The sequence below is a fragment of the Microbacterium sp. NPDC089321 genome, from assembly GCF_040684935.1.
Taxonomy (GTDB): Bacteria; Actinomycetota; Actinomycetes; order Actinomycetales; family Microbacteriaceae; genus Microbacterium.
In genome coordinates, this window is the sequence record NZ_JBFBGX010000002.1 from 437,760 (window position 1) to 463,572 (window position 25,813).

Annotated in this window: 25 protein-coding genes and 1 pseudogene; 13 read left to right on the top strand and 13 right to left on the bottom strand. The window is 67.7% G+C overall.

Annotated elements, in window-relative coordinates; translation table 11 throughout:
* Positions 1-121: 121 nt before the first annotated feature.
* Together AB0N59_RS10070 and AB0N59_RS10075 are read right to left on the bottom strand one after the other, a co-directional pair.
* A complete protein-coding gene (locus AB0N59_RS10070; RefSeq protein ID WP_363482356.1) occupies positions 122-829 on the bottom strand; it encodes a cache domain-containing protein in 708 nt (235 codons plus the stop codon).
* An 88-nt stretch (positions 830-917) separates the two neighbouring features.
* Positions 918-1,709: a GntR family transcriptional regulator gene (locus AB0N59_RS10075; protein ID WP_363482359.1), complete on the bottom strand. Its 792-nt coding sequence runs from the start codon at positions 1,707-1,709 to the stop codon at positions 918-920.
* A 105-nt stretch (positions 1,710-1,814) separates the two neighbouring features.
* Between AB0N59_RS10075 and AB0N59_RS10080 the strand changes: the two genes are divergently transcribed.
* The 6 genes from AB0N59_RS10080 to AB0N59_RS10105 all read left to right on the top strand — a co-directional run bounded on the left by AB0N59_RS10080 (position 1,815) and on the right by AB0N59_RS10105 (position 6,996).
* Positions 1,815-2,885 (top strand): ABC transporter ATP-binding protein, encoded by a 1,071-nt coding sequence (locus AB0N59_RS10080; protein ID WP_363482362.1) that lies wholly within the window; start codon positions 1,815-1,817, stop codon positions 2,883-2,885.
* A gap of 56 nt (positions 2,886-2,941) precedes the next feature.
* Positions 2,942-4,126 (top strand): extracellular solute-binding protein, encoded by a 1,185-nt coding sequence (locus AB0N59_RS10085; RefSeq protein WP_363482365.1) that lies wholly within the window; start codon positions 2,942-2,944, stop codon positions 4,124-4,126.
* 77 nt (positions 4,127-4,203) lie between these two features.
* The gene (locus AB0N59_RS10090; RefSeq protein WP_363482368.1) at positions 4,204-5,031 is read left to right on the top strand and encodes an ABC transporter permease; all 828 of its coding nucleotides are present in this window, start codon (positions 4,204-4,206) and stop codon (positions 5,029-5,031) included.
* Between the two features lie 7 nt (positions 5,032-5,038).
* Positions 5,039-5,851 (top strand): ABC transporter permease, encoded by an 813-nt coding sequence (locus AB0N59_RS10095; RefSeq protein ID WP_363482371.1) that lies wholly within the window; start codon positions 5,039-5,041, stop codon positions 5,849-5,851.
* A gap of 81 nt (positions 5,852-5,932) precedes the next feature.
* On the top strand, positions 5,933-6,301 hold the full coding sequence (locus AB0N59_RS10100) for an FKBP-type peptidyl-prolyl cis-trans isomerase (protein WP_204976235.1): 369 nt from the start codon (positions 5,933-5,935) through the stop codon (positions 6,299-6,301).
* 146 nt (positions 6,302-6,447) lie between these two features.
* A complete protein-coding gene (locus tag AB0N59_RS10105) occupies positions 6,448-6,996 on the top strand; it encodes a YceI family protein (RefSeq protein WP_363482375.1) in 549 nt (182 codons plus the stop codon).
* Positions 6,997-7,040: 44 nt separating this feature from the next.
* Here the strand turns inward: AB0N59_RS10105 and AB0N59_RS10110 are convergent, their stop codons facing one another.
* Positions 7,041-8,333 carry an MFS transporter gene (locus AB0N59_RS10110; RefSeq protein WP_363482378.1) on the bottom strand — a complete coding sequence of 431 codons (1,293 nt, stop codon included), beginning with the start codon at positions 8,331-8,333 and terminating at the stop codon, positions 7,041-7,043.
* Positions 8,334-8,472: 139 nt separating this feature from the next.
* Here AB0N59_RS10110 and rpsO point away from each other — a divergent pair, with 139 nt between their 5' ends.
* Positions 8,473-8,742, top strand: a complete 270-nt coding sequence (rpsO, locus tag AB0N59_RS10115; RefSeq protein ID WP_018187174.1) for a 30S ribosomal protein S15 — start codon at positions 8,473-8,475, stop codon at positions 8,740-8,742.
* Positions 8,743-8,940: 198 nt separating this feature from the next.
* Here rpsO and AB0N59_RS10120 read toward each other — a convergent pair whose 3' ends face one another.
* The gene (locus AB0N59_RS10120) at positions 8,941-10,017 is read right to left on the bottom strand and encodes an amidohydrolase family protein (RefSeq protein WP_363484193.1); all 1,077 of its coding nucleotides are present in this window, start codon (positions 10,015-10,017) and stop codon (positions 8,941-8,943) included.
* On the opposite strand from AB0N59_RS10120, the pseudogene AB0N59_RS10125 reads away from it, so the two are divergent.
* A pseudogene (locus AB0N59_RS10125) lies at positions 9,943-10,116 on the top strand (hypothetical protein); the annotation flags it as partial. The gene AB0N59_RS10120 and the pseudogene AB0N59_RS10125 overlap by 75 nt on opposite strands.
* 22 nt (positions 10,117-10,138) lie before the next feature.
* On the opposite strand, the gene AB0N59_RS10130 reads toward AB0N59_RS10125, so the two are convergent.
* The 5 genes from AB0N59_RS10130 to AB0N59_RS10150 all read right to left on the bottom strand — a co-directional run bounded on the left by AB0N59_RS10130 (position 10,139) and on the right by AB0N59_RS10150 (position 16,010).
* The gene (locus AB0N59_RS10130; RefSeq protein ID WP_363482381.1) at positions 10,139-11,164 is read right to left on the bottom strand and encodes a dipeptide ABC transporter ATP-binding protein; all 1,026 of its coding nucleotides are present in this window, start codon (positions 11,162-11,164) and stop codon (positions 10,139-10,141) included.
* Complete coding sequence (locus tag AB0N59_RS10135; RefSeq protein WP_363482384.1) at positions 11,161-12,171, bottom strand: ABC transporter ATP-binding protein; 1,011 nt, start codon at positions 12,169-12,171, stop codon at positions 11,161-11,163. The genes AB0N59_RS10130 and AB0N59_RS10135 overlap by 4 nt, the downstream gene beginning before the upstream one ends.
* Entirely contained in the window at positions 12,171-13,172 is a 1,002-nt protein-coding gene (locus tag AB0N59_RS10140) for an ABC transporter permease (protein WP_363482387.1), read from the bottom strand. The genes AB0N59_RS10135 and AB0N59_RS10140 overlap by 1 nt, the downstream gene beginning before the upstream one ends.
* Positions 13,173-13,234: 62 nt before the next feature.
* A complete protein-coding gene (locus tag AB0N59_RS10145; protein ID WP_363482390.1) occupies positions 13,235-14,953 on the bottom strand; it encodes an ABC transporter substrate-binding protein in 1,719 nt (572 codons plus the stop codon).
* A gap of 46 nt (positions 14,954-14,999) precedes the next feature.
* A complete protein-coding gene (locus tag AB0N59_RS10150; protein WP_363482393.1) occupies positions 15,000-16,010 on the bottom strand; it encodes an ABC transporter permease in 1,011 nt (336 codons plus the stop codon).
* 239 nt (positions 16,011-16,249) lie between these two features.
* On the opposite strand from AB0N59_RS10150, the gene AB0N59_RS10155 reads away from it, so the two are divergent.
* Together AB0N59_RS10155 and AB0N59_RS10160 are read left to right on the top strand one after the other, a co-directional pair.
* Positions 16,250-17,722, top strand: a complete 1,473-nt coding sequence (locus tag AB0N59_RS10155; protein ID WP_363482396.1) for a chlorohydrolase family protein — start codon at positions 16,250-16,252, stop codon at positions 17,720-17,722.
* Between the two features lie 51 nt (positions 17,723-17,773).
* Positions 17,774-18,436, top strand: coding sequence for a GntR family transcriptional regulator (locus AB0N59_RS10160; protein ID WP_363482399.1), 663 nt, complete (start codon positions 17,774-17,776; stop codon positions 18,434-18,436).
* 7 nt (positions 18,437-18,443) lie between these two features.
* Here the strand turns inward: AB0N59_RS10160 and AB0N59_RS10165 are convergent, their stop codons facing one another.
* Entirely contained in the window at positions 18,444-19,457 is a 1,014-nt protein-coding gene (locus tag AB0N59_RS10165) for a 2-oxoglutarate and iron-dependent oxygenase domain-containing protein (RefSeq protein ID WP_363482402.1), read from the bottom strand.
* A 68-nt stretch (positions 19,458-19,525) separates the two neighbouring features.
* Positions 19,526-20,659: an acyltransferase family protein gene (locus AB0N59_RS10170; RefSeq protein WP_363482405.1), complete on the bottom strand. Its 1,134-nt coding sequence runs from the start codon at positions 20,657-20,659 to the stop codon at positions 19,526-19,528.
* Between the two features lie 117 nt (positions 20,660-20,776).
* Here AB0N59_RS10170 and AB0N59_RS10175 point away from each other — a divergent pair, with 117 nt between their 5' ends.
* Positions 20,777-21,994 (top strand): LLM class flavin-dependent oxidoreductase, encoded by a 1,218-nt coding sequence (locus tag AB0N59_RS10175; RefSeq protein WP_363482408.1) that lies wholly within the window; start codon positions 20,777-20,779, stop codon positions 21,992-21,994.
* Between the two features lies 1 nt (position 21,995).
* Positions 21,996-22,640 (top strand): FMN reductase, encoded by a 645-nt coding sequence (locus AB0N59_RS10180; protein WP_363482411.1) that lies wholly within the window; start codon positions 21,996-21,998, stop codon positions 22,638-22,640.
* A 75-nt stretch (positions 22,641-22,715) separates the two neighbouring features.
* Here the strand turns inward: AB0N59_RS10180 and AB0N59_RS10185 are convergent, their stop codons facing one another.
* Together AB0N59_RS10185 and AB0N59_RS10190 are read right to left on the bottom strand one after the other, a co-directional pair.
* Positions 22,716-22,889 (bottom strand): DUF5302 domain-containing protein, encoded by a 174-nt coding sequence (locus AB0N59_RS10185; protein WP_363482414.1) that lies wholly within the window; start codon positions 22,887-22,889, stop codon positions 22,716-22,718.
* Between the two features lie 10 nt (positions 22,890-22,899).
* Positions 22,900-23,511 carry a VTT domain-containing protein gene (locus AB0N59_RS10190; protein WP_363482417.1) on the bottom strand — a complete coding sequence of 204 codons (612 nt, stop codon included), beginning with the start codon at positions 23,509-23,511 and terminating at the stop codon, positions 22,900-22,902.
* A 154-nt stretch (positions 23,512-23,665) separates the two neighbouring features.
* Between AB0N59_RS10190 and AB0N59_RS10195 the strand changes: the two genes are divergently transcribed.
* Positions 23,666-25,609 carry a glycosyltransferase gene (locus AB0N59_RS10195; protein ID WP_363482420.1) on the top strand — a complete coding sequence of 648 codons (1,944 nt, stop codon included), beginning with the start codon at positions 23,666-23,668 and terminating at the stop codon, positions 25,607-25,609.
* Positions 25,610-25,813: the final 204 nt, after the last annotated feature.

Sequence of the window (25,813 nt, forward strand, 5' to 3'; positions counted from 1 at the left end):
GAGACAGACTCAGCGCCCGGTGCTGCGGCGATGCCTGCGAGTCTCCCGGGCGCTGAGTTGATCTACAGACAGGGTGCCTCGCGCACTGGTCGAAGTCAAGACCTCCACGCGAATCAGGGGATCAGATGCTCTCCACGATCACGTCGAGCGCGACGCCGGCACAGGACACACGGGGCAGGTCGGCGAGGCGGCTTCCGCGAACAGAGTCTCCCGTCGCGCATCGCGGATCAGTGGACACCACCACGCGCCCCACGCCGTTGGTGAGTGTCACCTGGTGCCCGAGAGCCGCGAATCGAGGCGTCAGCTCGCGCTCGACCTCGGAGACCAGGAGGTCGAGCCCGGCGACGCCGAGTAGCCGCCCGTCAGCGACCGTCGGAACGGCGATCGTGATGGTGTATTCGTCGCTGCACAGATAGTCGACGTAGGGGCCGGCGACGTGCGGCTGGCCCGTGCTCATCGGCACGCGATACCACTCGAGCTCGCTGTAGTCGATGTACTCCTTGTTCACGGTCTGCGAGGCGAGCACGAGCTTGCGGCCGTCTTCTCCCTGCCACCATGCCAGGTGGCTGTGCGCATCCGTGAGCAGGTCGATCGCCGCGATGAACCCGGCGCCGTACACGGGCACGTCGTCGAGCGCGAGGGTGCGTGCGGCGTACGGCTCGACGACGGCATCCAGTCGGGGGCGCGTCAGAGATCCCTCGCTGAGAAGCTGGGCGAGCTCCTGCGCACAGGGGCCGACCCAGCTGTCGAGCATCCGGATGGGGGCGCCGAAGTAGTCTTCGACGATCCGGGCGGCGTCAGCGGGGGCTGTGGTGGTCTGGGTGCTCATCGCGTCCTCCAGTGCACGTCGATGGAACTGCTCGAGGGGGAGAGGGCGGGTCGAGGGGGACCGATCCGTCCGGGAGAGGGGGAAGGGGTCATGGGACGCCAGGTGGCGAGCTCTGCAGGTGGATCAGCGCGTCTATGACGTCGGCGACCAGCTGCTCGGTGCGCGAGCCCGCCGCGTCCGGGTCGTTCTGCTCGACAGCGGCGATGATGCCCGCGAGCGAAGCGGACTGCGTCTGAAGGCCAGCGTCATCGGGGGCGGCGAGCCGCAGATACGGCGAGAACTCGGCCTGCAGCTTCATCTGCTCGCGGGTGAGCCGAGCCGACTGGCTCAGCGAGACGAGCTCGACCAGCACATCGTCGAGCACGCGGCGCTGCTGATCGACATCGAGATCCTCGAGCCGCTCGAGCCGCCGTAGAACCCGGTTCGCCTCGCTGGGGTCGGCGCGGCGGGCGGCGAGACGTACGGCCGCGGCGGTGATGGCGCTGTAGTGCGCGCCCATGTCGCGCAGTGCCAGCCGAGAGGTGCGCAGAAGAGCGGTGCGGGCGAACGCGAGGGGGTCGGCGTCGTCGACGACGAAGCTGCCGCCGTTGCGACCGCGCCGCGTCACGATCAGCCCCTGTCCGCGAAGGGTGAGCAGTGCCTCGCGCACGGTGACGGGGGCGACCCCGAAGCTGCGGGCGAGTTCGGATTCGGAGGGGAGGCGCTCTCCGGCCCGCAGGTGTCCGCGGTGGATGGCGTCGACCAGACGCCGCTCGACGAGCTCAGCCCTGCCCTCGTCGCCGATGGGCTGGAAGAGGGCGCCCTGGAGGCGATGCGGATGACGGCTGCGCTGACGATCCTGCTCGGTGCGGGCACCGGGGGAGGAGGTCAGCGATTCCATTCCTGGATTCTTCCACGGGAGCTCGTCGAGAAGAAGACTTGAAATATGACCTACGGTTTTATATGTTTAATCCACCTTCCGAGTCGATGAGGATCGAGGAGCACGATGACGACTGCCGCGATGGCCACTGATGCCGCGAGCGACACCTCCGCCAAGGGCAGCGTGTCGCTGACCGGCCTTACCAAGTCGTTCGGCGAGTTCACCGCCGTGCGCGACCTCGACCTGCACGTGGCGCCGGGCGAGTTCCTCTCCATGCTCGGTCCCTCGGGGTCAGGCAAGACCACGGTGCTGCGCATCATCGCAGGTTTCGAGGAGGCGACCTCGGGCACGGTGCGGCTCTCGGGTGTCGATGTCACCCGCATCCCGCCGCACGCCCGCGACGTCAACACGGTGTTCCAGGACTACGCCCTGTTCCCGCACATGACGATCGCCGAGAACGTGGGCTACGGCCTGCGGGTCAAGGGCACGAGCAAGGGCGAGCGCACGGAGCAGGTGGCAGAGTCGCTGCGTCGCGTGCGCCTCGACCACGTCGCCGACCGCCTGCCCCACCAGCTCTCCGGTGGTCAGCGTCAGCGGATCGCACTCGCCCGCGCGCTCATCCTGCGCCCCCAGGTGCTGCTGCTCGACGAGCCGCTCGGCGCCCTCGACAAGCAGCTGCGCGAGCAGATGCAGATCGAGCTCAAGCAGATCCAGCGCGAGGTCGGCATCACCTTCATCTTCGTCACGCACGACCAGGAGGAGGCGCTGACGCTGAGCGACCGCGTCGCGGTCTTCAACAACGGCCGCATCGAGCAGGTGGGCAGCGCCCGCGAGGTGTACGAGGAGCCGCAGACCGAGTTCGTCGCGCGGTTCCTCGGCCTGTCCAACCTCATCGGCGCCGAGCTCGCCGGCGAGCTCACGCGAGATCGACGCACCATGAGCATCCGACCCGAGCGTGTGCGCCTGCACGCCGCATCCGACGCGCTCGCCGACGGCGATGTGGGACTCGTCGGCACGATCTCCGAGGTCGTCTACACCGGACCAGCCACCCGCTACCTCATCACCTCGGACGCCGGCATCGACATCATCGCCGAGCGGCCGAACGCGCACCACCACGCCTCCGGCGCCGGCGAACCCGGCCGAGGCGATCGGGTGCGCGCCACCTGGAACCCCGCGCACGCCGCGCGGCTTCCCTGAGCCCGATCCCAGCAGTACCGACACACTCGCGCACCGCGATCACGAAGGAGAGATCCATGCGAAACAAGATCCTGGCCATCTCGGCCCTGACCGCAGCCGCAGCCCTCGCGCTGTCCGGCTGCTCCGCCGCTAGCGAGCCCGGCGGCGGCGGCGACGGCGGCCTGTCGATCGACGTCCCCGACGTTCCCATGATGGAGAAGCTCGGAGACAACGAGAAGGAGGTGAACATCATCGCCTGGTCGGGGTTCGTGGAGCCCGCCTGGTCGGACGCCTTCACCGAGGAGACCGGCTGCACGGTCAACCGCCGCGTGGCGGGAACCAGCGATGAGATGGTTCAGCTCATGCGCACCGGCGACTACGACCTGGTCTCGGCATCGGGCGACGCGAGCCTGCGCCTCATCGCGGGCGGCGACGTGCAGCCTCTCAATCTCGAGTTCATCCCGAACTTCGGCGACGACATCGTCGAAGGCATGAAGGGTCAGATCTACGACACCATCAACGGCAAGTCGTACGGCATCCCGATCGGCCGTGGAGCAAACATCCTGCAGTACAACAGCGAGGTCGTCACGGAGGAGCCCACCAGCTGGGACGTCGCCTGGGAGAAGGACAGCCCGTACGCCGGCAAGGTCATCGCGTACGACGCGCCGATCTACATCGCCGACGCGGCCGTCTATCTCATGGCGCACGAGCCCGACCTCGGCATCGAGAACCCCTACGCACTCGACGAGAAGCAGCTCAAGGCCGCCGTCGACCTGCTCAAGCAGCAGAACGAGATCGTCTCGGAGTACTGGGCCGACCCTGCCGCGCAGATCACGTCGTTCGCCGGGGGCACGACGGTGCTGGGCACCTCGTGGGAGGTGCTGCGCAAGCTCACCGAAGACGAGAAGTTCAAGAGCGTGCTGCCGGAGGAGGGCTCGACCGGTTGGTCGGACGCCTGGATGCTCGCCGCGAAGTCGAAGAACCCCAACTGCGCGTACGCGTGGATGGACTACGCCTCCTCGCCCGAGGTCAACGGAGCGATCGCGATGAACTTCGGCATGGCCCCCGCAAACGCCGCCTTCTGCGACACCAGCGAAGAGGCGAAGGCGCACTGCGAGTACTACAACGCCACGAACGAGGAGTACTTCAAGAAGGTGTGGTTCTGGACTACCCCGATCGAGCAGTGCATCGATGGTCGCACCGACGTCAAGTGCACCAACTTCCAGCAGTGGACCGACGCCTGGACGAGCGTCAAGGGCTGATCCGGCCCGCCTGACCCCGGGGCGGGGGAGCATCTCCTCCGCCCCGGACCCACCCTCTCGACGACGACAGGAACGACATGACGCGCCGCGTTCGCATCGCCGGCCTGCTGGCCCTGCCGATGGCCTGGCTCATCGGCATCTACATCTTCTCGCTCGTCATGCTGCTGGTGACGGCGTTCTGGGTGACCGACCCGTTCACCTCCAAGGTCAAGCCGGGCTTCACCTTCGACAACTTCGAGCAGCTGGTGGCCAATCCCGCCTACGCCTCCACGGCGCTGCGCACACTGGGCATCGCTCTCGGGGTCACCGTGCTCTCGATCGTCGTGTCGGTGCCGCTCGGGATCTTCATGGCGAAGGTCGCCTCGCCGTGGCTGCGCGCGGTGCTGGCCGTCTCGATCACGCTGCCGCTCTGGGCCGGGTACCTCGTGAAGGTCATCGCGATGCGCATCACGTTCACCGAGCAGGGCTTCTTCAACTGGATGCTCGCGCCCTTCGGTATCCGCGGCCCCGGGTTCACCGTCTTCACAGTCGTGCTCACACTCACGTACCTGTGGCTGCCCTACATGGCCGTTCCGGTGTACACCGCGATCCGTCAGCTCCCGGCCAACCTCTTCGACGCCTCGGCGGACCTCGGCGCGGGGTCGTGGCGCACCATCCGCACCGTGGTGCTTCCGCTCATCAAGCCGGCCATCATCGCGGGCTCGGTGTTCACGTTCTCGCTGAGTCTGGGCGACTATCTGGTTGCGAAGTTCGTCGGCGGCGACACCCAGATGATCGGAAGCGTCATCGCCTCGAACATCAACCTGAACCCGCCCCTGGCGGCGGCGTTCTCGGTGGTCCCCATCGCCTTCGTCGTCATCTACCTGGTGAGCGTGCAGCGCACCGGCGCCCTGGAAAGGATGTGAGCCGACCATGCTGAGACTGTCACGAACGTCGAAGATCGTGCTCGGGATCATCGTCGCGGTCATCCTCGCGTTCATGTACGTCCCGCTCATGCTCGTCGTGATGAACTCGTTCAACTCGGCGCGTATCGCCAGCTGGCCCGTCAGCGGGTTCAGCCTCGAGTGGTGGGGCCGGGCGTTCACGAGTCAGCCCGTCCGGGACGCGCTGCTGAACTCGGTGCTGGTCGCGACAGGCGCCACGGCCATCGCCGTGGTGCTCGGCACGCTCGTGGCCTTCGCGCTGCAGCGGTACCGCTTCTTCGGACAGCGAGGCGTCAACCTCCTCGTGGTGCTGCCCATCGCGCTGCCGGGCATCGTCACCGGTGTCGCGCTGAACAACACGTACAACCAGATGCTCGAGCCGATCGGCATCCAGGTCGGATTCTGGGGCATGATCATCGCCCACGGAACCTTCTGCATCGTGATGGTCTTCAACAACGTGCTGGCGCGCCTGCGGCGGATGAATCCGAGCCTCGAGGAGGCGTCGCAGGACCTCGGGGCGACGCCGTGGCAGACCTTCCGCATGGTGACGTTCCCACAGTTCCGCAGTGCGCTGGTGGCGGGCGCGATCCTCGCCTTCGCTCTGAGCTTCGACGAGGTGTACGTGACGATCTTCACGGCGCCCCCCGGTGTGGACACGCTGCCGCTGTGGATCATGAATCAGATGGCGCGGCCCAATGAGGCGAACGTCGTGAACGTCGTCGCGACGGTCGTCATCCTGGCATCCTTCATCCCGGTGTGGGTCTCGCAGCGACTCTCGCGCGACGTCGCCGACCGGGACTGAGCGGCGTGGACAGCCGCCGGTTACGCGCTCAGCGGACGTGTCGCATTGACCACGGCCCGAGAAGCGGGGTTGGATGGACTCATGACTGAACGCACGAAGCCCGAGTTCGACGCGCCCACCGGACCCGCTCCCGCAGAGCTCGTCATCCGCGACATCATCGAGGGCGATGGCGCCGAGGCCAAGCCCGGCGACACCGTCACGGTCCACTACGCCGGCGTCGAGTACGACTCCGGTGAGGAGTTCGACTCGTCGTGGGGCCGCGGCGAGACCATCCAGTTCCCGCTGCGCGGCCTGATCCAGGGATGGCAGGACGGCATCCCCGGTATGAAGGTCGGCGGTCGCCGCGAGCTCGTGATCCCGCCGCACCTGGCCTACGGGCCGGCCGGCGCAGGTCACTTCCTCTCGGGCAAGACCCTCATCTTCATCATCGACCTCGTCGCCGTCGGCTGATCCGACAGACGCTCTGAGAACCCCTGTCCGCCTCGGCGGAGAGGGGTTCTCTCATTTTCTCGAACAGCCCGGGAATACATGCACGTGAATGTAAGTTATCCTCGGTACTGCGCGAAAGCGCCCGATGAACGTCAAGGAGAACACTTATGTCGATCGAGATCCCCGGCTACCGTCCCGGCACCTGGGTCCTGGACCCCAGCCACAGCGAGGTCACCTTCAGCGTGCGCCACATGATGATCTCGAAGGTGCGCGGCTCCTTCGGCATCAAGAACGCGACCCTGATCGCTCCCGAGAACCCGCTCGAAGCCAAGGTCGAGGCCACCGTCGACGTGAACTCGATCGACACCAACGACGAGGGTCGCGACACCCACCTGCGCTCGGCTGACTTCTTCGACACCGAGAACTTCCCGACCATGGAGTTCGTGTCGACCGGTGCGCGCGTCGACGGTGACGAGTTCTACGTCGATGGCGACCTCACCATCCGCGGCATCACGAAGCCGGTCAGCTTCGAGTTCGACTTCGGTGGCTTCGGCTCCGACCCGTGGGGCAACTACAAGGCAGGAGCGTCGGCCAAGACCGTCATCAACCGCGAGGACTTCGGGCTGACCTGGAACGCCGCTCTCGAGACCGGCGGCGTGCTCGTCGGCAAGGACATCACGATCAACCTCGACCTGCAGGGCGCCCTGCAGGCCTGAGGCAGCCAGACCCGGACCCGGGGGCTCGAGTCGCTGACCGCGACTCAGGCCTCCGGGTTCAGTGCGTCATAGGCGCGGAAGCGCGGGGTGAGGCGCGCGATCATCGCGGCGAAGCCGATCACCAGCAGCCCGCCGAGCAGCGGCGGGAACCACAGGGTGGTGATGGTGGCCAGCGCGCCGGCGTACAGGGCGCCCAGTCGCGGGCCCCCGGCGACGACGATGATGAACACGCCCTGCAGACGCCCGCGCATGGCGTCGGGCACAGCCGCCTGCATCATCGTGTTGCGGTAGATCGAGCTGATGTTGTCTGCCGCGCCCGAGAGCGCCAACGCCACGCACGCGCCGACGATGAGCGGCACATCGGGGGAGTGCTCGGATGCCGGCGGCAGGAACGCCCCGATCAGCACGATCGCTCCGAACAGGGCTATCGTCGCGCCGTACGCCTGCACTGCGCGGGCGATGCCGGCGCCGTGCCAGCGGTACTGGACGATCCGGCCCGAGAACAGGCTCGACACGAACGTCCCCACGGCGACCGACGCCGTGAGAAGGCCGGTCGTCACCGCGCCGCCACCGAGCAGGACCGTGCCGAGTGCGGGGTAAAGGGCGAGTGGGTTGCCGAAGGTCATGGCCGCGATGTCGAGCAGGTACTGGGCGCGGATGTTCCCGGCGCGACGCAGGAAGCGCCAGCCGTCGACGAGGGATGCCAGACCGGGCCGCACGACGGTGCCCTCCGGCAGAAGCGCCGGAAGCGTCCAGAGGCCCAGGAACATGCACAGCATGAGGATCACGTCGATCGTGTACGTCCACCCGAACCCGGTGAGCGCCACCAGCATGCCGGCCACGGCGGGGCCGACCATGACCGTGAGTCCGAAGGCGACGCCGTTGAGCGCGGATGCCGCGGCGAGCTGAGCGAGCGGGATCAGTCTCGGCACGATGGCTGTGCGCGTGACCATCCCGACCGAGTTCGCCGCGGCGATGATCATGCTGAGCCCGTACAGCCACCAGATCGTCTCGGCGCCGGTCCAGGTCAGCGCGGTGAGAAGGGCGGTCGCGGCGAACGCGATGGTCGCGGCGATCAGCGCGACGCGGCGCCGGTCGAACGCGTCGGCGAGCATGCCGCCGTAGAGCCCGGCGAGGATCATCGGCACGAGTCCAGCGACCGCGATCATCGAGACGGCGAACGTGCTGCCGGTCAGCTCGAAGACGTGCAGCATGACGGTGACGATGGTCAGCTGTCCGCCGATGCCGGCCAGTGCCGAGCCGATCCACATGCGGGCGAACGCGGGGCTGGTCCTGAGAGGAGTGAGATCGATCAGATGAGCGCGGGAGAACTGCACTCATCGAGGCTATCGGTGCGCATTCCATGCGGCTGGATGCTGTAAGCTGTTCAGGTTGCCGTTTGATCGGCCGCGGATAAAGAGAGCCCACGCATTCGGCGTCGGGCACCGCGCAACAAGCAGAGAGGGGATCGAATCTATGGCACTGGAAGCAGACGTCAAGAAGGCGATCATCGAAGAGTACGCGACGCACCCCGGTGACACCGGATCCCCCGAGGTGCAGGTCGCAATGCTGACGCAGCGCATCAAGGACCTCACCGAGCACCTCAAGGAGCACAAGCACGACCACCACTCGCGTCGTGGTCTGTTCCTGCTCGTCGGTCAGCGCCGTCGCCTGCTGGGTTACCTGCAGGACGTCGACATCAACCGTTACCGCTCGCTCATCGAGCGCCTCGGTCTTCGTCGGTAATCGACCAGCGTTCAATCGCGCAGAACATTCTTGGAGAGCCGCCCACGGTGTGGGCGGCTCTCGTCATATGTGCGGACGTGGCACCGCCCTTGGGAACGCACGAAATACAGGAGTCCAGTCGAAACGCAGGAGGGATGCCCTGATCCGTTCCTGCGTTCCGAGAGAACTCCTGCAATTCGCGAGCGCCCGATAGGGCGCTCAGAGCCCGATGACCTGCAGCCCGTCCGCGACGACGCGTCCATCGTGGATGACCGTGCGGTCGTCGCCACGATCCATCACTGCGCTGGTGGGCGTCTCGCCATCGACCAGCAGCAGATCGGCTCGGTCGCCGACCGCCGCACCGGGTCGCTCGCCGGGGCCGGTGGGGCGGGGTGAGTCGGGCGACATGATGCTCGCGCCGCCCATCGTGCCGACAGCGAGGGCCAGCTCGATCAGGTCGTCGCGACGGAAGCCGTTGACGAACGCGAGCTGCCATGTGCGATCGAGCATGTCGCAGTTGCCGTACGGGCTCCAGTAGTCGCGCTGGCCGTCCTCGCCGAGGCCGACGCGCACGCCCGCCTCGACGAGCTGCACGAGAGAGAGATGGTTGCTCGTCGACGGGGCGACGGTGGCCATCGAGATGTCGAGTTCGGCGAAGGTGTCGATCAGTCGGCGACTGGTCGCCTCGTCGACGGCGCCCAGGTCGTACGCGTGCGACATCGTGACCTTGCCCTGCATGCCCAGGGCCCGTGTGCGCTCGGTCACGAGATCCGTGCTGAACACCCCGAGATGACCCGGTTCATGCAGGTGGATGTCGACCTCGACCTGGTACTTCTCTGCGAGGCCGAACACGATGTCGAGATGCCTGGCCGGGTCGCGGTCGAGCATCGACGGATCGATGCCGCCCATCACGTCCGCACCCTGCTTGAGCGACTCCTCGAGCAGCTCGACCGTGCCCTCCTCGCGCAGGATGCCGGCCTGCGGGAAGGTCATGATCTGCACGTCCGCGTGCGCGGCGAACTTCTCTTTCGCGGCCATCACCGAGTCGAACTTCTCGAGTCGGCAGTCCACGTCGACCTGCGCGTACGAGCGCACGCGGGTCGTGCCCTTCGCGATCATCCGCTCGAGGGTCCCGGCGACGATGTCGGCGTGCGGCACATCGGTGTTGCGCCAGTTGCGCCGGTCGTTCATCATCATTCCCCACACGCCGGGGGCGCCCGTGTGCTCTCGGAACGGCAGGCCGATGCGCGACGAGTCGAGATGCACGTGCACGTCGCTGAACGACGGGAGGAGCAGTCGACCGCGCCCGTCGACATCGTCTTCCCGCAGGGCGGCCGACTCATCGTGCGGCCGGATCTCAGCGATGCGGCCGTCGACGATCTCGACGTCGGCGGCGGCGGCACCCCACGGGCGGGCATTACGGATGAGCATGGAGGGTCCTCTCTTGGGGTGTGCGCGCCGCGAACTCCGCAGCGTCTGAGGGATGGTGGCATGCGACCGCACCCGAGGGTGCGTTCTGCATGCACATCTGCTGTTTCTCCTCGCTGAGGAGCGGTCTGAGCGGGCAGCGGGTGCGGAAGACGCAGCCGCTCGGCGGGTTCGACGGATGGGGCAGATCGCCTGTGAGCCGGATGCGACCGCTGCGGTCGGCGTCAGGGTCGGGCGAGGGCACCGACGACAGCAGGGACTGCGTGTAGGGGTGCACCGGGCGGCCGAAGACATCGTCACGGCTGCCGAGCTCCATGATCTTGCCGAGATACATCACGGCGACATCGTCGGCGAAGTGCTTGACCACCGAGAGGTCGTGCGCGATGAACACGTACGAGATCCCGGTGTCGGCCTGAATGTCCTGCAGCAGGTTGATCACCTGCGCCTGCACCGACACGTCGAGGGCCGAGACGGGCTCGTCGCAGATCACGATGTCGGGATCGAGGGCGAGCGCACGCGCGATCCCCACGCGCTGCTTCTGCCCACCGGAGAACTCGTGCGGAAAGCGGTTGTAGTGCTCGGGTCGCAGACCGACCCGGTCCATCAGAGATGCCACGCGGCTCTTCATGCCCTCCTTGGGACTGACGCCCTGCGCGTGCAGCGGAGCAGCGATGGCGGAGCCCACCGTCTGGCGGGGGTTCAGCGACGACGACGGGTTCTGGAACACCATCTGCACGCGGCGACGGAACTCCTGCAGCTCCCGACCCTTCAGGCCGGCGACGTCGGTGCCGTCGAGCAGGATGCGGCCGGACGTCGGACTCAGCAGACGCATGAGAAGGCGGCCCGTCGTGGACTTGCCGCACCCCGACTCGCCGACGAGCCCGAGCGTGGAGCCGCGCTCGAGTGAGAACGACACCCCGTCGACGGCTTTCACGTGCGACGTCGGGCGCAGAAAGCCCTTCTTCACCGCGAAGTGCTTCGCCAGGTCTTCGACCTGCAGCAGGGGAGTGCTCATGACAGGACCTCCAGGGTCGCGGCGGTCACGGTCTGCTGTGGGAGGTGGCACCGGGAGCGATGGCCCCCCTCGCCTGCCAGCACGGGGCGCTCGGTGCGGCAGCGGTCGCCCGGCACGAGATGCGACACCGGGCAGCGATCCGCGAACAGGCAGCCCTGTGGCAGGTCCAGCAGCGACGGGGGGAACCCGGGGATCGGAGTCAGCCGCCCCGCCTCGTCGGCCATCGACGGCATCGAGGCCAGCAGGCCCTTCGTATAGGGGTGGGCGGTCTCGAAGAATGCGTCCCTGACAGCCGCCTCCTCGACGCACTGCCCGCCGTACATGACCACGACACGCTGACAGACCTCGGCCACGACACCCAGATCGTGGGTGACGAACACCACAGCCGATCCTGTCTCCGCCTGAAGCGACGAGATCAGATCGAGGATCTGCGCCTGCACCGTCACATCCAGAGCGGTGGTCGGCTCGTCGGCGATCAGCAGCTCGGGCTCGCAGATGAGCGCCATGGCGATCATCGCGCGCTGGCGCATACCGCCCGAGAACTCGTGCGGATACGCGTCGAACCGGGACACGGGGTCGGGGATGCCGACCCTGTTCAGCATGTCGATGGCCTGCGTGCGCGCAGCCTTCGCGCTCACCCTGTTGTGCACCCGGTACGCCTCGGCGATCTGACGGCCCACCGTGTAGAACGGGTGCATCGCCGACAGGGGATCCTGGAAGATCATGCCGATCTTGCGTCCTCGGTACGGTCGCATCGCGTTCTCACTGAGGGGAACGAGGTCGACGCCGTCGAGCACGATCTGGCCGGTGACCCTGGCGCTGGTGCCCTTGAGCAGGCCCATCAGCGCCTGACTGGTCACGGTCTTGCCAGAGCCGGATTCGCCGACGATTCCGACGGTCTCGCCGCGGTGCAGCGTCAGGTCCATGCCGTTCACGGCGTGCACCAGACCGTCGTCTGTGGGGAAGGCGACGCGGAGGTCGCGGATGTCGAGGAACGGGGAGCTCATCAGCTGACCCTCACTCTCGGGTCGACGCTCGCGTACGCGACGTCGACGATGACATTGGCAGTGATGATGAAGAAGGCGGCGAGCATGGTGATCGCCATGGTGACGGGAAGGTCGCCTGAGGTCGCGGCGCGCACTGCGGTGAAGCCGAGGCCGGGAACGGAGAAGATCTGCTCGGTGAGCACAGCGCCACCCAGCAGCACGCCGATGTCGAGTCCGAGCATCGTGACGATCGGGGTGATACCCGCTCGCACGCCGTGGCGGAACGTGATCTCACGGCGGCCGAGCCCCTTGGCCCTGGCGGTGCGCATGAAGTCCTCGCCGAACGTCTCGATCATGTTGTTGCGGGTGATGCGGATGTACTGGGCGCTGAACAGGATGGCCAGCGCGACCCAGGGGAGCAGGTAGTTGGCGAACCACGCTCCAGGACCCGCGGGGCCGAACGGGCTGCTGATCTGGTTGCTCGTGAAGGGCAGCCAGTGCAGCGTGCTGACGAAGACGAGCAGCAGCATCAGGCCCGAGACCGGGATCGGCAGCGAGACGCCGATGGATGCGGCGCCGACGATGATCTTGTCGGTCGCCTTGCCCTTGCGGAGTGCTGCGAGCAGTCCGAACCCGACGCCGACGACGGTCCAGAGCACGATGGCGCCGATCGAGATCGAGATCGTGTAGGGGAGTGCCCTGGCGATCACATCGGTGACGTTCTCGTTCGTCTGGAAGGACTTGCCGAGGCACGGCCACGCGCACAGCTGCTCTGCGCCCGGTGCGCCGATCATGCGGCCGCCGAAGAATCCGGAGAGGTACGTGAAGTACTGCTCGAAGAAGGGCTTGTCCATTCCGAGAGCGACCCTGGCCTGCGCGATGCGATCAGGGGTGCACTCCTGACCGCATGCTGCGGCGGCGGGGTCTGCGGGGCCGAACTGGAAGAGCGCGAAGGTGATGAAGCTCACCACGACCAGCAGCGCCACGAGTGCGAGCGTGCGGCGAACGAGGAATTCGAACATGTCTGTCCCGTGCGGGGGCCGGCCGATGGCCGGCCCCGTCCTTTCAGATGGTGATCAGGTCGTCACTTCGCGACGCCGACGGTGGACAGGTCGATGCTTCCGAAGAAGTAGCCCACCTGAGCGTTGCGGATCTTCGATCCGACGACGCTGTTGGTGAAGGTGCGCACCAGCGGCACGATCGGGTACTGCTCGCTCGCCTTGTTGTAGAGCTCGGTCCACTGGGTGTTGAGCTCCTCGGACGAGCCGTTGGTGTTTCGCAGCTCGTACATGGCCTTCGCGATATCAGGGTCGTGCAGACGTGAGATGTTGCTGAAGCCGTACGTGGTGCCGTCGAGGCTCGGGCCGAGGTTCGGGTCGACCGTCGTGCGGGTGGAGCCGGAGGCGGCGCCGCCGCACCAGCCGGAGCGGGCGATGTCGGGCATCTGGTCGCCCGCGAGGGTGGTGTAGTAGTTCGGCGCGGGGATCGCGACCATCTCGAGGTCGATGCCCAGTTCCTTGAAGTTCTGCTGCAGCACGGTGCCGAGGTTCTTGTAGCGATCGGTGGCGTTGGAGTAGCCGTAGGTCAGCGACGCCGGGACGTCCTTGCCTTCGAGCAGCTTCTTCGCCTCATCGAGCTTCGGCTTGCCCTCGGGATCGATGTCGATCGTCGGCTCGATCCAGCCCACCTGCTGCTCGTTGAGGTACGAGTTGGTGAGCTTGCCGAAGCGCTGGCCGCCGTACTGCACCTGGATCGCGGCGCGATCGATGGCGAGAGCCAGGGCGTGACGCACGTCAGGATCGGTGATCGTCTCGGTGTTGAAGTTCAGCACGTCGGTGCAGCCGAGCAGGCCTGCAGCGGTGCGGCCGGCGATGGCCGCGTCGGTGAGGCGTGCGGTGTCGGATGCCTGCAGGGCACCGTTCGAGTCGAGGGTGATGGCGGTGGGGTCGGAGTCGCTCAGAAGCTGCTGCGAGATCGTCGCCTGCGCCGTCGACAGCGAGAAGGTGAAGGTGTCGGGAAGCGCGCTGCGGTTCTCGTCGGTCGCGGGGTCCCAGTTCGGGTTGCGGACGAGCGTGAGCTCGCGCCCGCGGTCGTAGTTCTCGATCATGTACGGGCCCGACGAGATCGGGTGGTTGGTGTAGTCGAGCTTGGTGTCCTTCGCCTCGGGCACCGGCGCGGAGTTCGAGCGCGAGGCCAGAGCGGGGAAGTCGGGGTACGGCTGCTTGAGGTGGAAGATGACGGTCTTGTCATCCGGCGTCTCGACCGCGGTCAGCTCCCCACCGGAGTACGGGCCCTTGTATGTGTCCGCGTCGAGCACGGCGTTGAGCTCCTGAGGGGCCTGGGTGTACACGTCGCGTGCGAAGGTGCGCTCGATGCCGTACTTGACGTCTGCCGCCACGATAGGGCTGCCGTCCTCGTACTTCAGGCCGTCCTTGAGCGTGTAGGTCCAGGTAAGACCGTCCTCCGAAACCTTCCCGAGGTCGGTCGCGAGGTCGGGGACGATCTCGGGCGGCTGGCCGGCGGTCTCCTTCGCCATCGTGAGGGTGCGGTAGTACAGCTGACCCACGTTCGCCGTCTGCACGTAGTTGCTGTTGCCCGGGTCGAGGGTCTGGAAGTCGCTCGACATGAGGACGTTGACGTTGCCGCCTGGCTCGTCGAAGCCGGCCTCGACGATGCGAGCGGCGTAGGGGTCGTTCGACGCCTGGGGTGTCGCGCCGTCGGTGGCGGCGGTGCTCGTGCAGCCGGTGACGACCAGGGCGATCGCCATGGTCGCAGCGGCGAGCAGGGGACTGCGGTGTCTCATTACTCGATCTCTTTCGGTGAGGGTGGGTGATGCGCGGAGGGGAAGGTCAGTGGCGCGACGCCTTGGGGTCGAGCGCATCGCGGACGGCGTCGCCGAGCAGGTTGAACGCGAGCACAGTGATGATCAGTGCGGTACCCGGCACGATGAGGAACCACGGGTCGCTCAGATACCAGTTGCCGGCCTGGGCGGCGTTGAGCATCTGTCCCCACGAGGGGGTGGGATCCTTGACGCCGACGCCGAGGAAGGACAGAGCCGCCTCTGCCGAGATGTTGGCAGGGATCATCATGGTTCCGTACACGAGCACGACGCCCAGCACGTTGGGGATGACCTGGCGGAAGATGATGGTGCGATGCGATGCGCCGTACGACTTCGCAGCCTCGATGTACTCCTGCTCGCGGATGCTGAGCACCTGTCCGCGCACGACTCGGGCGAGGTACGCCCAGCCGAAGAACCCGAGGATGAGCACCAGTGAGGCGATGGGCACGAAGCTGCCCTGACCGAGCGGAGTGTCCCGAAGCCGCGACTGCAGGATGGGCGTGAGCGAGAGCACGAGCAGCAGGTGCGGGAACGCGAGGAACAGGTCGATGATCCGGCTGATCACCATGTCGACCTTGCCGCCGAAGTAACCGGCCGCTGCGCCCAGCACCGTGCCCAGCACGACCGAGACGACGGTCGAGAGGAGCGCGATGAGAAGCGAGACCTGAGCGCCGTACGCGATGCGCGCGAAGATGTCGCGTCCGAGGCCCGGTTCGACTCCGAGCCAGTGCTCCTGGGAGGGGAACATGTACGCGGGCTGCGGCAGCCCCGGTGTCATGAAGTTGTCCAGCACTTCCGGTCCGGTGTTGGTCGTGTACGGGTCCTGTCCCTCGATCGCGACGAGCACCGGAGCGAGCAGCGCGAACAGGATGATCGCGATCACGACTCCGAACGAAGCCAGCGCGACCGGGCTGCGCTTGATGCGCAGCCATGCCGTGCCGAGCAGGGAGCGCCCGGTCGCGATAGGGGGCGTGGCTGCGACCGCCTCTGTCTTGGGCGGCAGCGTCTGTATGTCCGTCACGATCTTCCTCGATGGTTCGGGTCGGCGAATTCTCAGAAGTGTATACCAACTCCGAGATTTGGTGTACCGAAATTACATCTGGTCTACCAATTTCCCCTTCGAATAGACCGCCTTCGGTGAGAATCCCGCGTCTGTCCGGGGGTCGATGCGACCACCGGCACGTGACAGTGGTTGCCTTTGGCATCCGTGCTGGATAGGTTTTGGATACCAAATGTCCCCATCGAGATCTCGAGGCCGCCTTGCGCACATTGCTGACCGCTGACCACGTACTCGCCCACGACGGCTCATCGCACGTCGAGCTTCGCCGAGCCGCGGTCGTCGTCGAAGACGACGTGATCGTGTACGTCGGACCCGCCGACGAGGCGCCGTCGGATGCCGACGAGCACCTCGATCTCGGTGGGAGCCTGCTGATGCCCGGCCTCATCGATCTCGACGCTCTGACGGACATCGACCATCTGATCCTCGACTCGTGGGCGAGCGGAGAGCAGGCCCGACGCCTGCAGTGGTCGACCGGGTGGTTCGATCGCCGTGAGCACGTCTTCACGGCAGACGAGCGCGTCCGCATCCGGGAGATAGCCCTGGTGCAGCTCGCTCTGCACGGGATCACGAGCTACATGCCCATCGCCTCGGAGGTCCACTCGGAGTGGGCGGAGACCGCCGATGACTTCCGGGCGATGGCGGCCTTCTCGAGCAGGCTCGGTCTTCGCGGCTTCCTGGGGCCGTCGTACCGCTCCGGAGTCAACGTCGTCACCCATGAAGGGGAGCGTGACGTCCGCTTCGATGAAGCTGAAGGCGAGGCTGGTCTCGCAGAGGCGATCGCGTTCCACGACGAGATCGCCGCGCTCGACGACCCGCTCCTCGCGCCGGTGTTCCTGCCGTGCCGCATCGAGACTCTCACCCCGGCGCTTCTGGCTGCGACGGCGCGCGCTGCGGCCGAGCGCGGTGCGCTGGTTCGCCTGCACGCGCTGCAGGGCGACTTCGAGCGCGACTACATCCTCGACCGATACGACCGCACGCCTCTTGAGCTCATCGAATCACAGGGGCTGCTCACCGACCGGCTCATCATCCCGCATGGGGTGTTCCTCGACGTCAATCCCCGCGTGCACGGTGAAGACCGCGGTGACCTGGCCCGCCTCGTCGCTGCAGGCGTGTCGATCGTGCACTGCCCGCTGACGAATGCCCGCTACGGGTCGGAGCTCGAGACCTTCAAGACGTACAAGCAGGCCGGACTCAACATCTCGCTCGGCACCGACTCGTTCCCGCCGGATCTGATCCGGGGGATCGACACCGGGGTGTCGGTCGCGAAGGTGCAGAACGGCGACCACTCCGCGGGCGACCTCGCAGGATACATCGACGCCGTCACCCTCGGCGGTGCGAAGGCTCTGCACCGGCCGGACCTCGGCCGCATCCAGGTCGGCGCCCAGGCCGACCTCACGGCGTTCCGACTGGACGACGTGCGCTCGGGCGCCGTCGACGACCCACTGCGGACCCTCGTGCTGAACGGCACGGCTCGGGATGCCTGCCTTACGATGGTCGCAGGGCGGGTGGTGATGCGCGACGGTCGGATCGACGGCGTCGACCTCGAGGCGGTACGTGCCGACACGCAGGTTCTGTTCGCGAAGATGCGGGCCGCCTACCCGCGCCGCTCATACCGGCGGAGCACCCTCGAGGAGCTGTTCCCGCCGGTGTTCCCCGTGCGCGAGCGGGTGTGACGCCTCCGGAGGGGGCGACGAGTCGGAGCGGGCGGGAAGAGGAGACACGGGATGAGTCTGATGGCGACGAGCGCTGACGGATCTGCCGTTGCGGATCGTGTGTACCGCGATCTGCTTCGCACGATCATCCAGGGCGAGCTCAAGCCGGGTGAGTGGCTCAAGGAGCGAGAGCTCTCGGAGCGGTTCAGCGTGTCCCGTGTGCCGGTCAGACAGGCCCTGCAGCGGCTGGAGGGAGAGGGCTTCGTGCTCATGTCCCGCCACCGCGGGGCGACTCTCACCCCGATCACCCGCGGCGACGTGGAGGAGATCTTCGACGCGCGGCTCTGCATAGAGCCGTATGCGGCGCGCCGAGCGGCGCAGCGCGTCGGCGGCGGCCTCGACAGCGCCGACCGCCTGCGCGAGATCTTCGATGCGGTTCACCCGAGCGCGGGAGGCGTCAGCGAATCGAGCCTCGCCTTCCACCTCGAGATCGTCCGCCTCTCGGGCAACCGCATCCTCGAGCGCAGTCTGCGGCCGATGCTGGGTCGCATGGACTGGATCTTCCACGTCGCTCAGACGACCATGGCCTCGGAGCACGCCGAGGATCACCGGCAGATCCTGGCATCCATAGTCGCCGGGAGGGGAGAAGTCGCGGCCGCCCAGTCGTACGCGCACCTCGATCAGGCCAAGGACCAGATCCTCGACGCGCTCGCCGTCGAGCTGGCCTGGGACTGAGCCGGCGTCAGGCGGATGACGCGGTCGCTCCGATCAGTTCGGCGTGATGGATGGCGGCCACGTCGGGGTGCGCACGCAGGCGAGACTTGAGGGCGTTCTCGCCGTAGAGGCTGTGGATCGGGTTACCGGGATCCTGCGTGACGCCGCGCGCGTGCACGGCGAGCTCGGGGGGAAGCTCGATCAGCGGCAGCTGGGTGTCGAGCGCCGGGTTGAAGAAGAACGGGATCGACAGCCGGTCGTGCGGCGCGCGCGGAGACACCACTCGGTGGTTGGTCGCCTTGAGGTACCCGTTCGTCGCATACTCCAGCAGCTCGCCGATGTTCACCACGAAGGCGCCATCCACGGGCGGGGCGTCGACCCACTCGCCGTCGCGCTCGACCTGGAGTCCGCCGCGGCCAGGCTCCACCCAGAGCAGGGTGAGCACACCGCTGTCCTTGTGGGCTCCGACGCCCTGCTGGGGGAGCGGATCGTTCGTTCCCGGGTAGCGCACGATCTTGATCAGAGTGGAAGGCTCTCCGAAGTGGTCGTCGAAGTACGACTCCTCGGCTCCCAGCGCGAGTGCCCAGGCGCGCAGCAGCCGGCGTGAGATCCCTGACAGGGCGGAGTGCCACTCCGCGACGATCTCACGCAGTTCCGGCTGGGCCTCGGGCCACAGGTTGGGCCCGATGAGCCGGTTGAACGCGGGGCCACCCTCCACGGCGTCGCGCTCCGGTCCGATGTCGATCTGCTCCCGCCAGTCGACGGCCCCTTTGGTGCGCTCGCCGCCGATGCGCGTGTACCCGCGGAAGTGCGGGCTCTTGACGTTCTCGATCGCGAGCTTGTCCTCCTCGGGCAGGGCGAAGAAGTCGCGCGCTGCTCGGTGCAGCCGGTGCTCGAGTTCGCTCGGGATGCCTGTTCCCGTGAGGTAGAAGAAGCCGACGTCGCGGGTGGCGGCACGCAGGTCGGCGCGGAAGCGCGCTGCGGCTTCGTCTCCGGCATCCAGCTGGGACAGGTCGAGGACGGGAAGGTTCAGCTCGGTCATGGGACGACGGTAGAGCCCGCGGCCATGGTGACGCAGGAATGTTGCCTTGTCTTACCGGGCGGCAGCGGTCAGCGGCTGCGCCTCGACCCGGTCGGGTCGTTGCGGTGGTCGCCGCCGGTCGCCAGCTCGGCGTCGCGGAACATCCAGCGGGGGCGCGGCTCGATCAGGGGGCGGAAGAGCCGGCGTACCGGCTTCGACGACAGTGCGAAGGCGATGCCGACCGAGATGACGATGATGAGCGGCAGCCAGATCCACGTCGGGTCGAGACCACGCAGCACGCCCGATTCCCGGAACGGGTACAGCACGAAGGAATGCAGCAGATAGACGTACATCGTGTACTGGCCGAGCGTCGTCCAGCGCTGCTGACGGCGGGGCAGCAGTGCGAAGAAGCTTGCGCTGAGCACGATCGCGAGCGCGATCAGGCCGAGCCGGATGCCGCCTGCCCACCACTGCTCGCCGGCGAGATCAGCGTAGGAGTCGTCGTAGAAGAGCCAGTGTCGCAGGTCGATCGCCACCCAGACGTCGAGCCAGCGCCAGCAGGCGAAGCCCCAGGCGGCGAGCAGGATCGCGGCGACGGCTCGCACCCACCAGGGCCGGTTCTCGATGAGGTTCAGGCGCCGCACGACATCTCGTTCTCTGAGCCACCAGCCGAGGGTGAAGAAGAACATCAGCCCGAGCGTGCGCGAGAGGGAGAACGTGCTGTCGATGTTGGTGAGGTAGCCGACGCCGATCGAGATGGCCAGCGCCCAGGCGAGCGGCCAGCGCAGCAGGGCCAGATAGGGGAGGACGAGGCGGAAGATACCGAGCGCGATGAGGAACCACAGCGTCCATGACGGCTGAGTGAGGTTCGGGTCCGCCCGACCCTCCACCAACCACTTCGTCAGCGTCCAGAGTCCTTCGAAGATCACGTACGGAACGAGGATGTCGGTGATCACACGGGCCATCTGCCGCCTGGTGGGGCTGCCGGCCTTCGAGAAGTACCCGGAGATGATGGCGAACGCCGGCATGTGGAAGGCGTACACCCAGAGGTAGAACGCGTACGACACGTCGGAGTCGTAGATGAGTCGCTGCGTGCCGTGGCCGATCACGACCAGCACGATGCACGCGAAGCGGGCGTTGTCCCAGAAGGGCACCCGACGGCGGGGGCGGCCGATCGCGCCGGTGGAGGTCGTCACGGGCGGATGCTGATCGGCACTGCTCATGGGTCGAGGCTAGCGGCTGCGGATATGCGGGAATACTGTTGCGGCTCCGGCGTTTCACCAAGTACATTCAAATGAATAGAACGGAAGCCCCAGGGCATCCGGAGCGGAGAGAGAACAGTGAACGAGCAGACCGCCGTGCAGTTCGGCATCATGTCCGTCAGCGACATCACGCAGGACCCGACCACCGGCGTCACGCCGAGCGAGGCCGAGCGCATCAAGGCGACCGCGACGATCGCCAAGCACGCCGAAGAGGTCGGACTCGACGTCTTCGCCATCGGCGAGCACCACAACCCGCCGTTCTGGTCGTCGAGCCCGACGACCTTCCTCGCGCACGTCGCCGCCCAGACCGAGCGTCTCATCGTCTCGACCTCGACGACGCTGATCACGACGAACGACCCTGTGCGCATCGCCGAGGAGTACGCGATGCTGCAGCACGTCTCGGACGGACGCATGGACCTCATGCTCGGCCGCGGCAACACCGGCCCCGTCTACCCGTGGTTCGGCAAGGACATCCGCCAGGGGCTGCCGCTCGCCATCGAGAACTACGCCCTGCTGCGCAAGCTCTGGGACGAGGACGTCGTCGACTGGGAGGGGAAGTTCCGCACCTCGCTGCAGGGCTTCACCGCGACCCCGCGCCCGCTCGACGGCGTGGCGCCGTTCGTCTGGCACGGCTCCATCCGCACCCCCGAGATCGCCGAGCAGGCCGCCTACTACGGCGACGGCTTCTTCGCGAACAACATCTTCTGGCCCAAGGAGCACTACCAGCGCCTGATCGAGCTGTACCGTCAGCGCTTCGCGCACTACGGCCACGGCACGCCGGAGCAGGCCATCGTCGGAATCGGCGGACAGGTGTTCATGGCCGCCAACTCGCAGGACGCCGTGACGCAGTTCCGCCCGTACTTCGACAACGCGCCGGTCTACGGTCACGGACCGAGCATGGAGGACTTCGCCGAGATGACCCCGCTGACCGTCGGCTCGCCGCAGCAGGTCATCGACCGCTACGCGTCGATGCGCGACACCTTCGGCGACTTCCAGCGCCAGCTGTTCCTGATCGATCACGCGGGTCTTCCGCTGAAGACCGTGCTCGAGCAGCTCGACATCCTCGGCGGCGAGGTCGTTCCGGTGCTGCGACGGGAGCTGGCAAAGAACCGCCCTGAGACGGTTCCTGATGCCCCGACGCACGCCGCACGGGTGAAGGCGGTCTACGGCGATGGTCCGGCCCGGCAGGCCCGTCCGTCGGCGAACCGCGGCGACAACCTCACGGCCGGTTCCCCGTATCAGGACGCACCGGCCCCTGCCGGCGCGGCGTTCGGCCTGAGCCGGAAGGGAGCCTGACATGAGCGAGCGTCGCATCGCCGTCATCTCCGCCGGACTGTCGAACCCCTCGTCGACGCGCATGCTGGCCGACCGCCTCGCGGCGGAGACCGCTAAGGCGCTGCGCGAGCGCGACATCGACGTGAAGGTCGACGTGATCGAGCTGCGCGACCTGGCGCACGACATCACGAACAACCTGCTCACCGGGTTCGCGCCGGCGCCGCTCGAAGAGGCGATCAACCGTGTCGTCTCGGCGGACGCGGTGATCGCCGTCACGCCGATCTTCTCGACGAGCTATTCGGGTCTGTTCAAGTCGTTCATCGATGTGCTCGACCCGGACGCGCTCACCGGCAAGCCGGTCCTGATCGGGGCGAATGCCGGAACCGCCCGGCACTCCCTCGCCGTCGACTACGCGATCCGGCCGCTGTTCACGTACCTGCACGCTGAGCCCGTCTCGACCGGTGTGTTCGCGGCTTCCAGCGACTGGGGCGCCAGCGCGGATGAGGTCGCGCCCCTGAGCTCCCGCGTCGAGCGCGGCGCGAAGGAGCTGGCCGAGGCGATCGCACGCCGTGAGCCGACAGGCAGCACCGATCCGTTCGACCCGGCGAACTACCTGGGTGAGGGCCGCTCGTTCGGACACCTGCTCGGAGGCCTCGCCGGGGAGTGAACCCGCGTGGGCTGCGACGACGAAGGGCTGCGACATGACCGTCGCAGCCCTTCGTCGTGGGTGGGGAAGCCCCGCTCAGCCGCTCTTGCGGCGGAACTCGCGCTTCATCTGCGGCGCGTGCGTGGCGTGCACGGCGGAATCGCCGTTTAGGTGCGCCTCGCCGCCCCTGCTCTGCGCGTTCTTCTTGTCGAGCGCTTCCTTGAACTTGCGCTTCATCTCCTCAGAAGAGACTGCCTTGTCTTCGCTCATGCTCGTCAGCCTAGCCGTTGCGGCGGACCGAGCGGGAGGGCCGGCTCCGCAGCCTCGAGAGCGCATCGACCAGCATCCCGAGCCCCACCGCCACGGCGACCGAGACGACGATCGCCGGCACGGGGCCGCCCGGCACGATGCTGGCGACGATCGCGCCGACGACAGCCTGATAGACGGCCCAGCCCGTCGCGGCGATGCCGGCGAGGCAGAGATACCGTCCGGGTCTCACTCCGGATGCCCCGGCCACGACGTTCACCGCCAGTCGCGCGAACGGCACGAAGCGCGCCGTGAACAGGACGGTTGCCGTACCTTCCCGCAGTCTCCGCCTCGCCCAGGCGAACGCGGCCTGCACTCTGGCCGTTCGCATCCATGCCCAGCGGTCGGTGCCCACGAGCCGTCCGAGCGCGTAGCAGCAGGCGTCGCCGCACCATGCCGCCGCGGCCGCCACGGCGATCACCGTGCAGAGGGGGCCAGCGCCCTGCGCGGCAGCCGCCGCACCCAGCGCGGTCACGGCGACCTCGCCGGGCACCACGACGAGAAAAGCGTCGCCGAGCACGAGCAGCGCCATGGCCGCGAGGCCCCATGGCCCGGTCGTCATCGCGAGCAGCGCGTCGGATGTCACAGCCGGAGTCTCGCCGCCGACGGTGAACGGAGACCATCCGGCGGATGGCCGGTGACGGGCATCCGTGCATCGGGTGAACTCTTCCCGCAGATCCTTCGACACGTCCTTCGCGACCCGATCTGCACGTCATCCTGGCCTGGTGAGAGTCGCGATCGTGACCGAGTCCTTCCTCCCGCACATCAACGGCGTCACCGGATCGGTGCTGCAGATCCTGCGACACCTCGACCGCTCAGGGCATCAGGTGCATGTGATCGCGCCTGCGGCGCCCGACGCGCCCAGGCGCACAGGAGCAGCACGCGTCGAGACGGTCGCATCGGTGCCACTGCCCGGCTATCGCAACGTGCGGGTCGGTGTGGCGTCGACGCGGCAGGTGCGCGAGGGGCTGCGACGGTTCCGGCCCGACGTCGTGCACCTCGCCTCGCCCTTCGCGCTCGGATGGCGCGGTGCGCTCGCGGCGCGCAGCCTCGACCTTCCGGTCGTCGCGGCTTACCAGACCGATGTCGCAGCCTATGCCGCCCGGTACGGCGTCAGGATGACCACGGCGATCGCCGAGCAGCACCTCACCCGACTGCATCGTCGCGCGACGCTCACCCTCGTGCCTTCGAGGGAGTCCGAGGATCAGCTCGCGCGCCTCGGAATCGATCGGCTGCGTCGCTGGGGCAGGGGAGTGGACGCCGAGCTCTTCCACCCCGCCGCCCGCGACGAGAGCTGGGAGCACCGCCGCACCGGCGACGTGACGGTGGGGTACGTCGGCCGGCTCGCGCCCGAGAAGCAGGTCGAGGACCTGCGAGCGCTGAGCGGGATGCCGGGTGTGCGTCTCGTCATCGTGGGCGACGGGCCGTCCCGTCCGCGGCTGGAGGCGCTGCTGCCCGACGCGGTGTTCCTCGGGCACCTGTCGGGGGGCCAGCTCTCGAGGGCCGTGGCGTCGTTCGACATCTTCGTGCATCCGGGAGAGAGCGAGACCTTCGGGCAGACCCTGCAGGAGGCGCACGCGTGCGGTGTCCCGGTGGTCGCCACGGGACGGGGTGGACCCCTCGATCTGGTCCGCCCGGGCGTCGACGGCTGGCTCTACCGTCCGGGCGACCACGACGACCTGCGCCTGCGGGTGCGCGATCTTGCGGACGATGACCGCAGGCGGCAGGCATTCGGGCGGGCGGGAAGAGAGGCCGTCCAGGGGCGGTCCTGGTCAGCCGTGTGCGAGCAGCTGCTCGGTCACTACGGGGAATCGACCGCTCTTCACGCCCTCGATCGATTCCTGCGCGCCCCGCGGGCGCGGCGACCTGAGCTCGCGGAGCCGGTACGAGGGCGGCGCTGGGAGCGTTACGTCGCGCTGGGCGACTCGCTGACCGAAGGACTGTGCGATCCGGCGCCCGACGGCGGCGACCGGGGATGGGCTGATCGGCTCGCGCTCCTGCTGGCCGCCCGTGGCGGCATCGGCTATGCGAACCTCGCCGTGCGCTCCCGCCGCGTCGCGGATGTCTGCGGACCGCAGCTGCGTCGTGCGCTCGAGCTGCGGCCGGACCTCGTCTCGGTGTTCATCGGCTCGAACGACCTCGTGCTCGTCCGCGCCGACGTCGACGCGCTCGTCGCACAGCTCGAGGAAGCCGTCGTCCGGCTGCGCGAGAGCGGCGCCGATGTCGTGCTGCTCACTCCGTTCCTGCCCCGCCGGGCGGCATCCGCGGTGTACGCCCGCCGCTTCGCCGCCTTCGCCGCAGCGCTCGCCGCGGTGGCCGAGCGCACCGGGGCGATCCTCACCGACGCCGACCGGCATCCGGGGCTCGGGGCGAGGGAGAACTGGGCCGACGATCTCGTGCACCTGTCGAGCCGCGGGCATCGTCTGCTCGCCTACGTGGTCGGCGAGCAGCTCGGCGTGCCCCACGCCGAGACACTCAGCGGGCTGGATGCGGCTCTTCACGAACACGAGCGGATCACTCGCGGCCTGTGGTGGCGTCGCCATGCGCTGCCGTGGATCTGGCGTCGTCTGCGCGGGCGCACAGCGGGAGACGGACGCATGGCCAAGCACGACGACTACGTGGTGCTCGACCGCAACGGCGTGCCGGCGAGCACCGGCCAGGCTGTCCCGCGACACGCCGGCTGATAGGATCGGCTGTGGTGCAGTCTGCGCCGCACAACTGAACACGGTACGGAGCGGTCGGCTGAGAAGCTGGTCCCCTGTCGTGGATTCCTCGTCGCACACCGCGCCGGGTGATCTTCTACTGGTGGCCAGCGCTTGCGAGATTCGCGGGGATGCCCGCGCGCTTATATCTGCCCGCATCCGCTCCTTCGCGAGAACTCGCGCGCC

Excerpts from the sequence above, each read along its gene's own strand:
- AB0N59_RS10070 (WP_363482356.1), bottom strand. The coding sequence starts at position 829 with ATGAGCACCCAGACCACCACAGCCCCCGCTGACGCCGCCCGGATCGTC.
- AB0N59_RS10075 (WP_363482359.1), bottom strand. The coding sequence starts at position 1,709 with ATGGAATCGCTGACCTCCTCCCCCGGTGCCCGCACCGAGCAGGATCGT.
- AB0N59_RS10080 (WP_363482362.1), top strand. The coding sequence starts at position 1,815 with ATGACGACTGCCGCGATGGCCACTGATGCCGCGAGCGACACCTCCGCC.
- AB0N59_RS10085 (WP_363482365.1), top strand. The coding sequence starts at position 2,942 with ATGCGAAACAAGATCCTGGCCATCTCGGCCCTGACCGCAGCCGCAGCC.
- AB0N59_RS10090 (WP_363482368.1), top strand. The coding sequence starts at position 4,204 with ATGACGCGCCGCGTTCGCATCGCCGGCCTGCTGGCCCTGCCGATGGCC.
- AB0N59_RS10095 (WP_363482371.1), top strand. The coding sequence starts at position 5,039 with ATGCTGAGACTGTCACGAACGTCGAAGATCGTGCTCGGGATCATCGTC.
- AB0N59_RS10100 (WP_204976235.1), top strand. The coding sequence starts at position 5,933 with ATGACTGAACGCACGAAGCCCGAGTTCGACGCGCCCACCGGACCCGCT.
- AB0N59_RS10105 (WP_363482375.1), top strand. The coding sequence starts at position 6,448 with ATGTCGATCGAGATCCCCGGCTACCGTCCCGGCACCTGGGTCCTGGAC.
- rpsO (WP_018187174.1), top strand. The coding sequence starts at position 8,473 with ATGGCACTGGAAGCAGACGTCAAGAAGGCGATCATCGAAGAGTACGCG.
- AB0N59_RS10130 (WP_363482381.1), bottom strand. The coding sequence starts at position 11,164 with ATGAGCACTCCCCTGCTGCAGGTCGAAGACCTGGCGAAGCACTTCGCG.
- AB0N59_RS10135 (WP_363482384.1), bottom strand. The coding sequence starts at position 12,171 with ATGAGCTCCCCGTTCCTCGACATCCGCGACCTCCGCGTCGCCTTCCCC.
- AB0N59_RS10140 (WP_363482387.1), bottom strand. The coding sequence starts at position 13,172 with ATGTTCGAATTCCTCGTTCGCCGCACGCTCGCACTCGTGGCGCTGCTG.
- AB0N59_RS10145 (WP_363482390.1), bottom strand. The coding sequence starts at position 14,953 with ATGAGACACCGCAGTCCCCTGCTCGCCGCTGCGACCATGGCGATCGCC.
- AB0N59_RS10160 (WP_363482399.1), top strand. The coding sequence starts at position 17,774 with ATGAGTCTGATGGCGACGAGCGCTGACGGATCTGCCGTTGCGGATCGT.
- AB0N59_RS10165 (WP_363482402.1), bottom strand. The coding sequence starts at position 19,457 with ATGACCGAGCTGAACCTTCCCGTCCTCGACCTGTCCCAGCTGGATGCC.
- AB0N59_RS10170 (WP_363482405.1), bottom strand. The coding sequence starts at position 20,659 with ATGAGCAGTGCCGATCAGCATCCGCCCGTGACGACCTCCACCGGCGCG.
- AB0N59_RS10180 (WP_363482411.1), top strand. The coding sequence starts at position 21,996 with ATGAGCGAGCGTCGCATCGCCGTCATCTCCGCCGGACTGTCGAACCCC.
- AB0N59_RS10185 (WP_363482414.1), bottom strand. The coding sequence starts at position 22,889 with ATGAGCGAAGACAAGGCAGTCTCTTCTGAGGAGATGAAGCGCAAGTTC.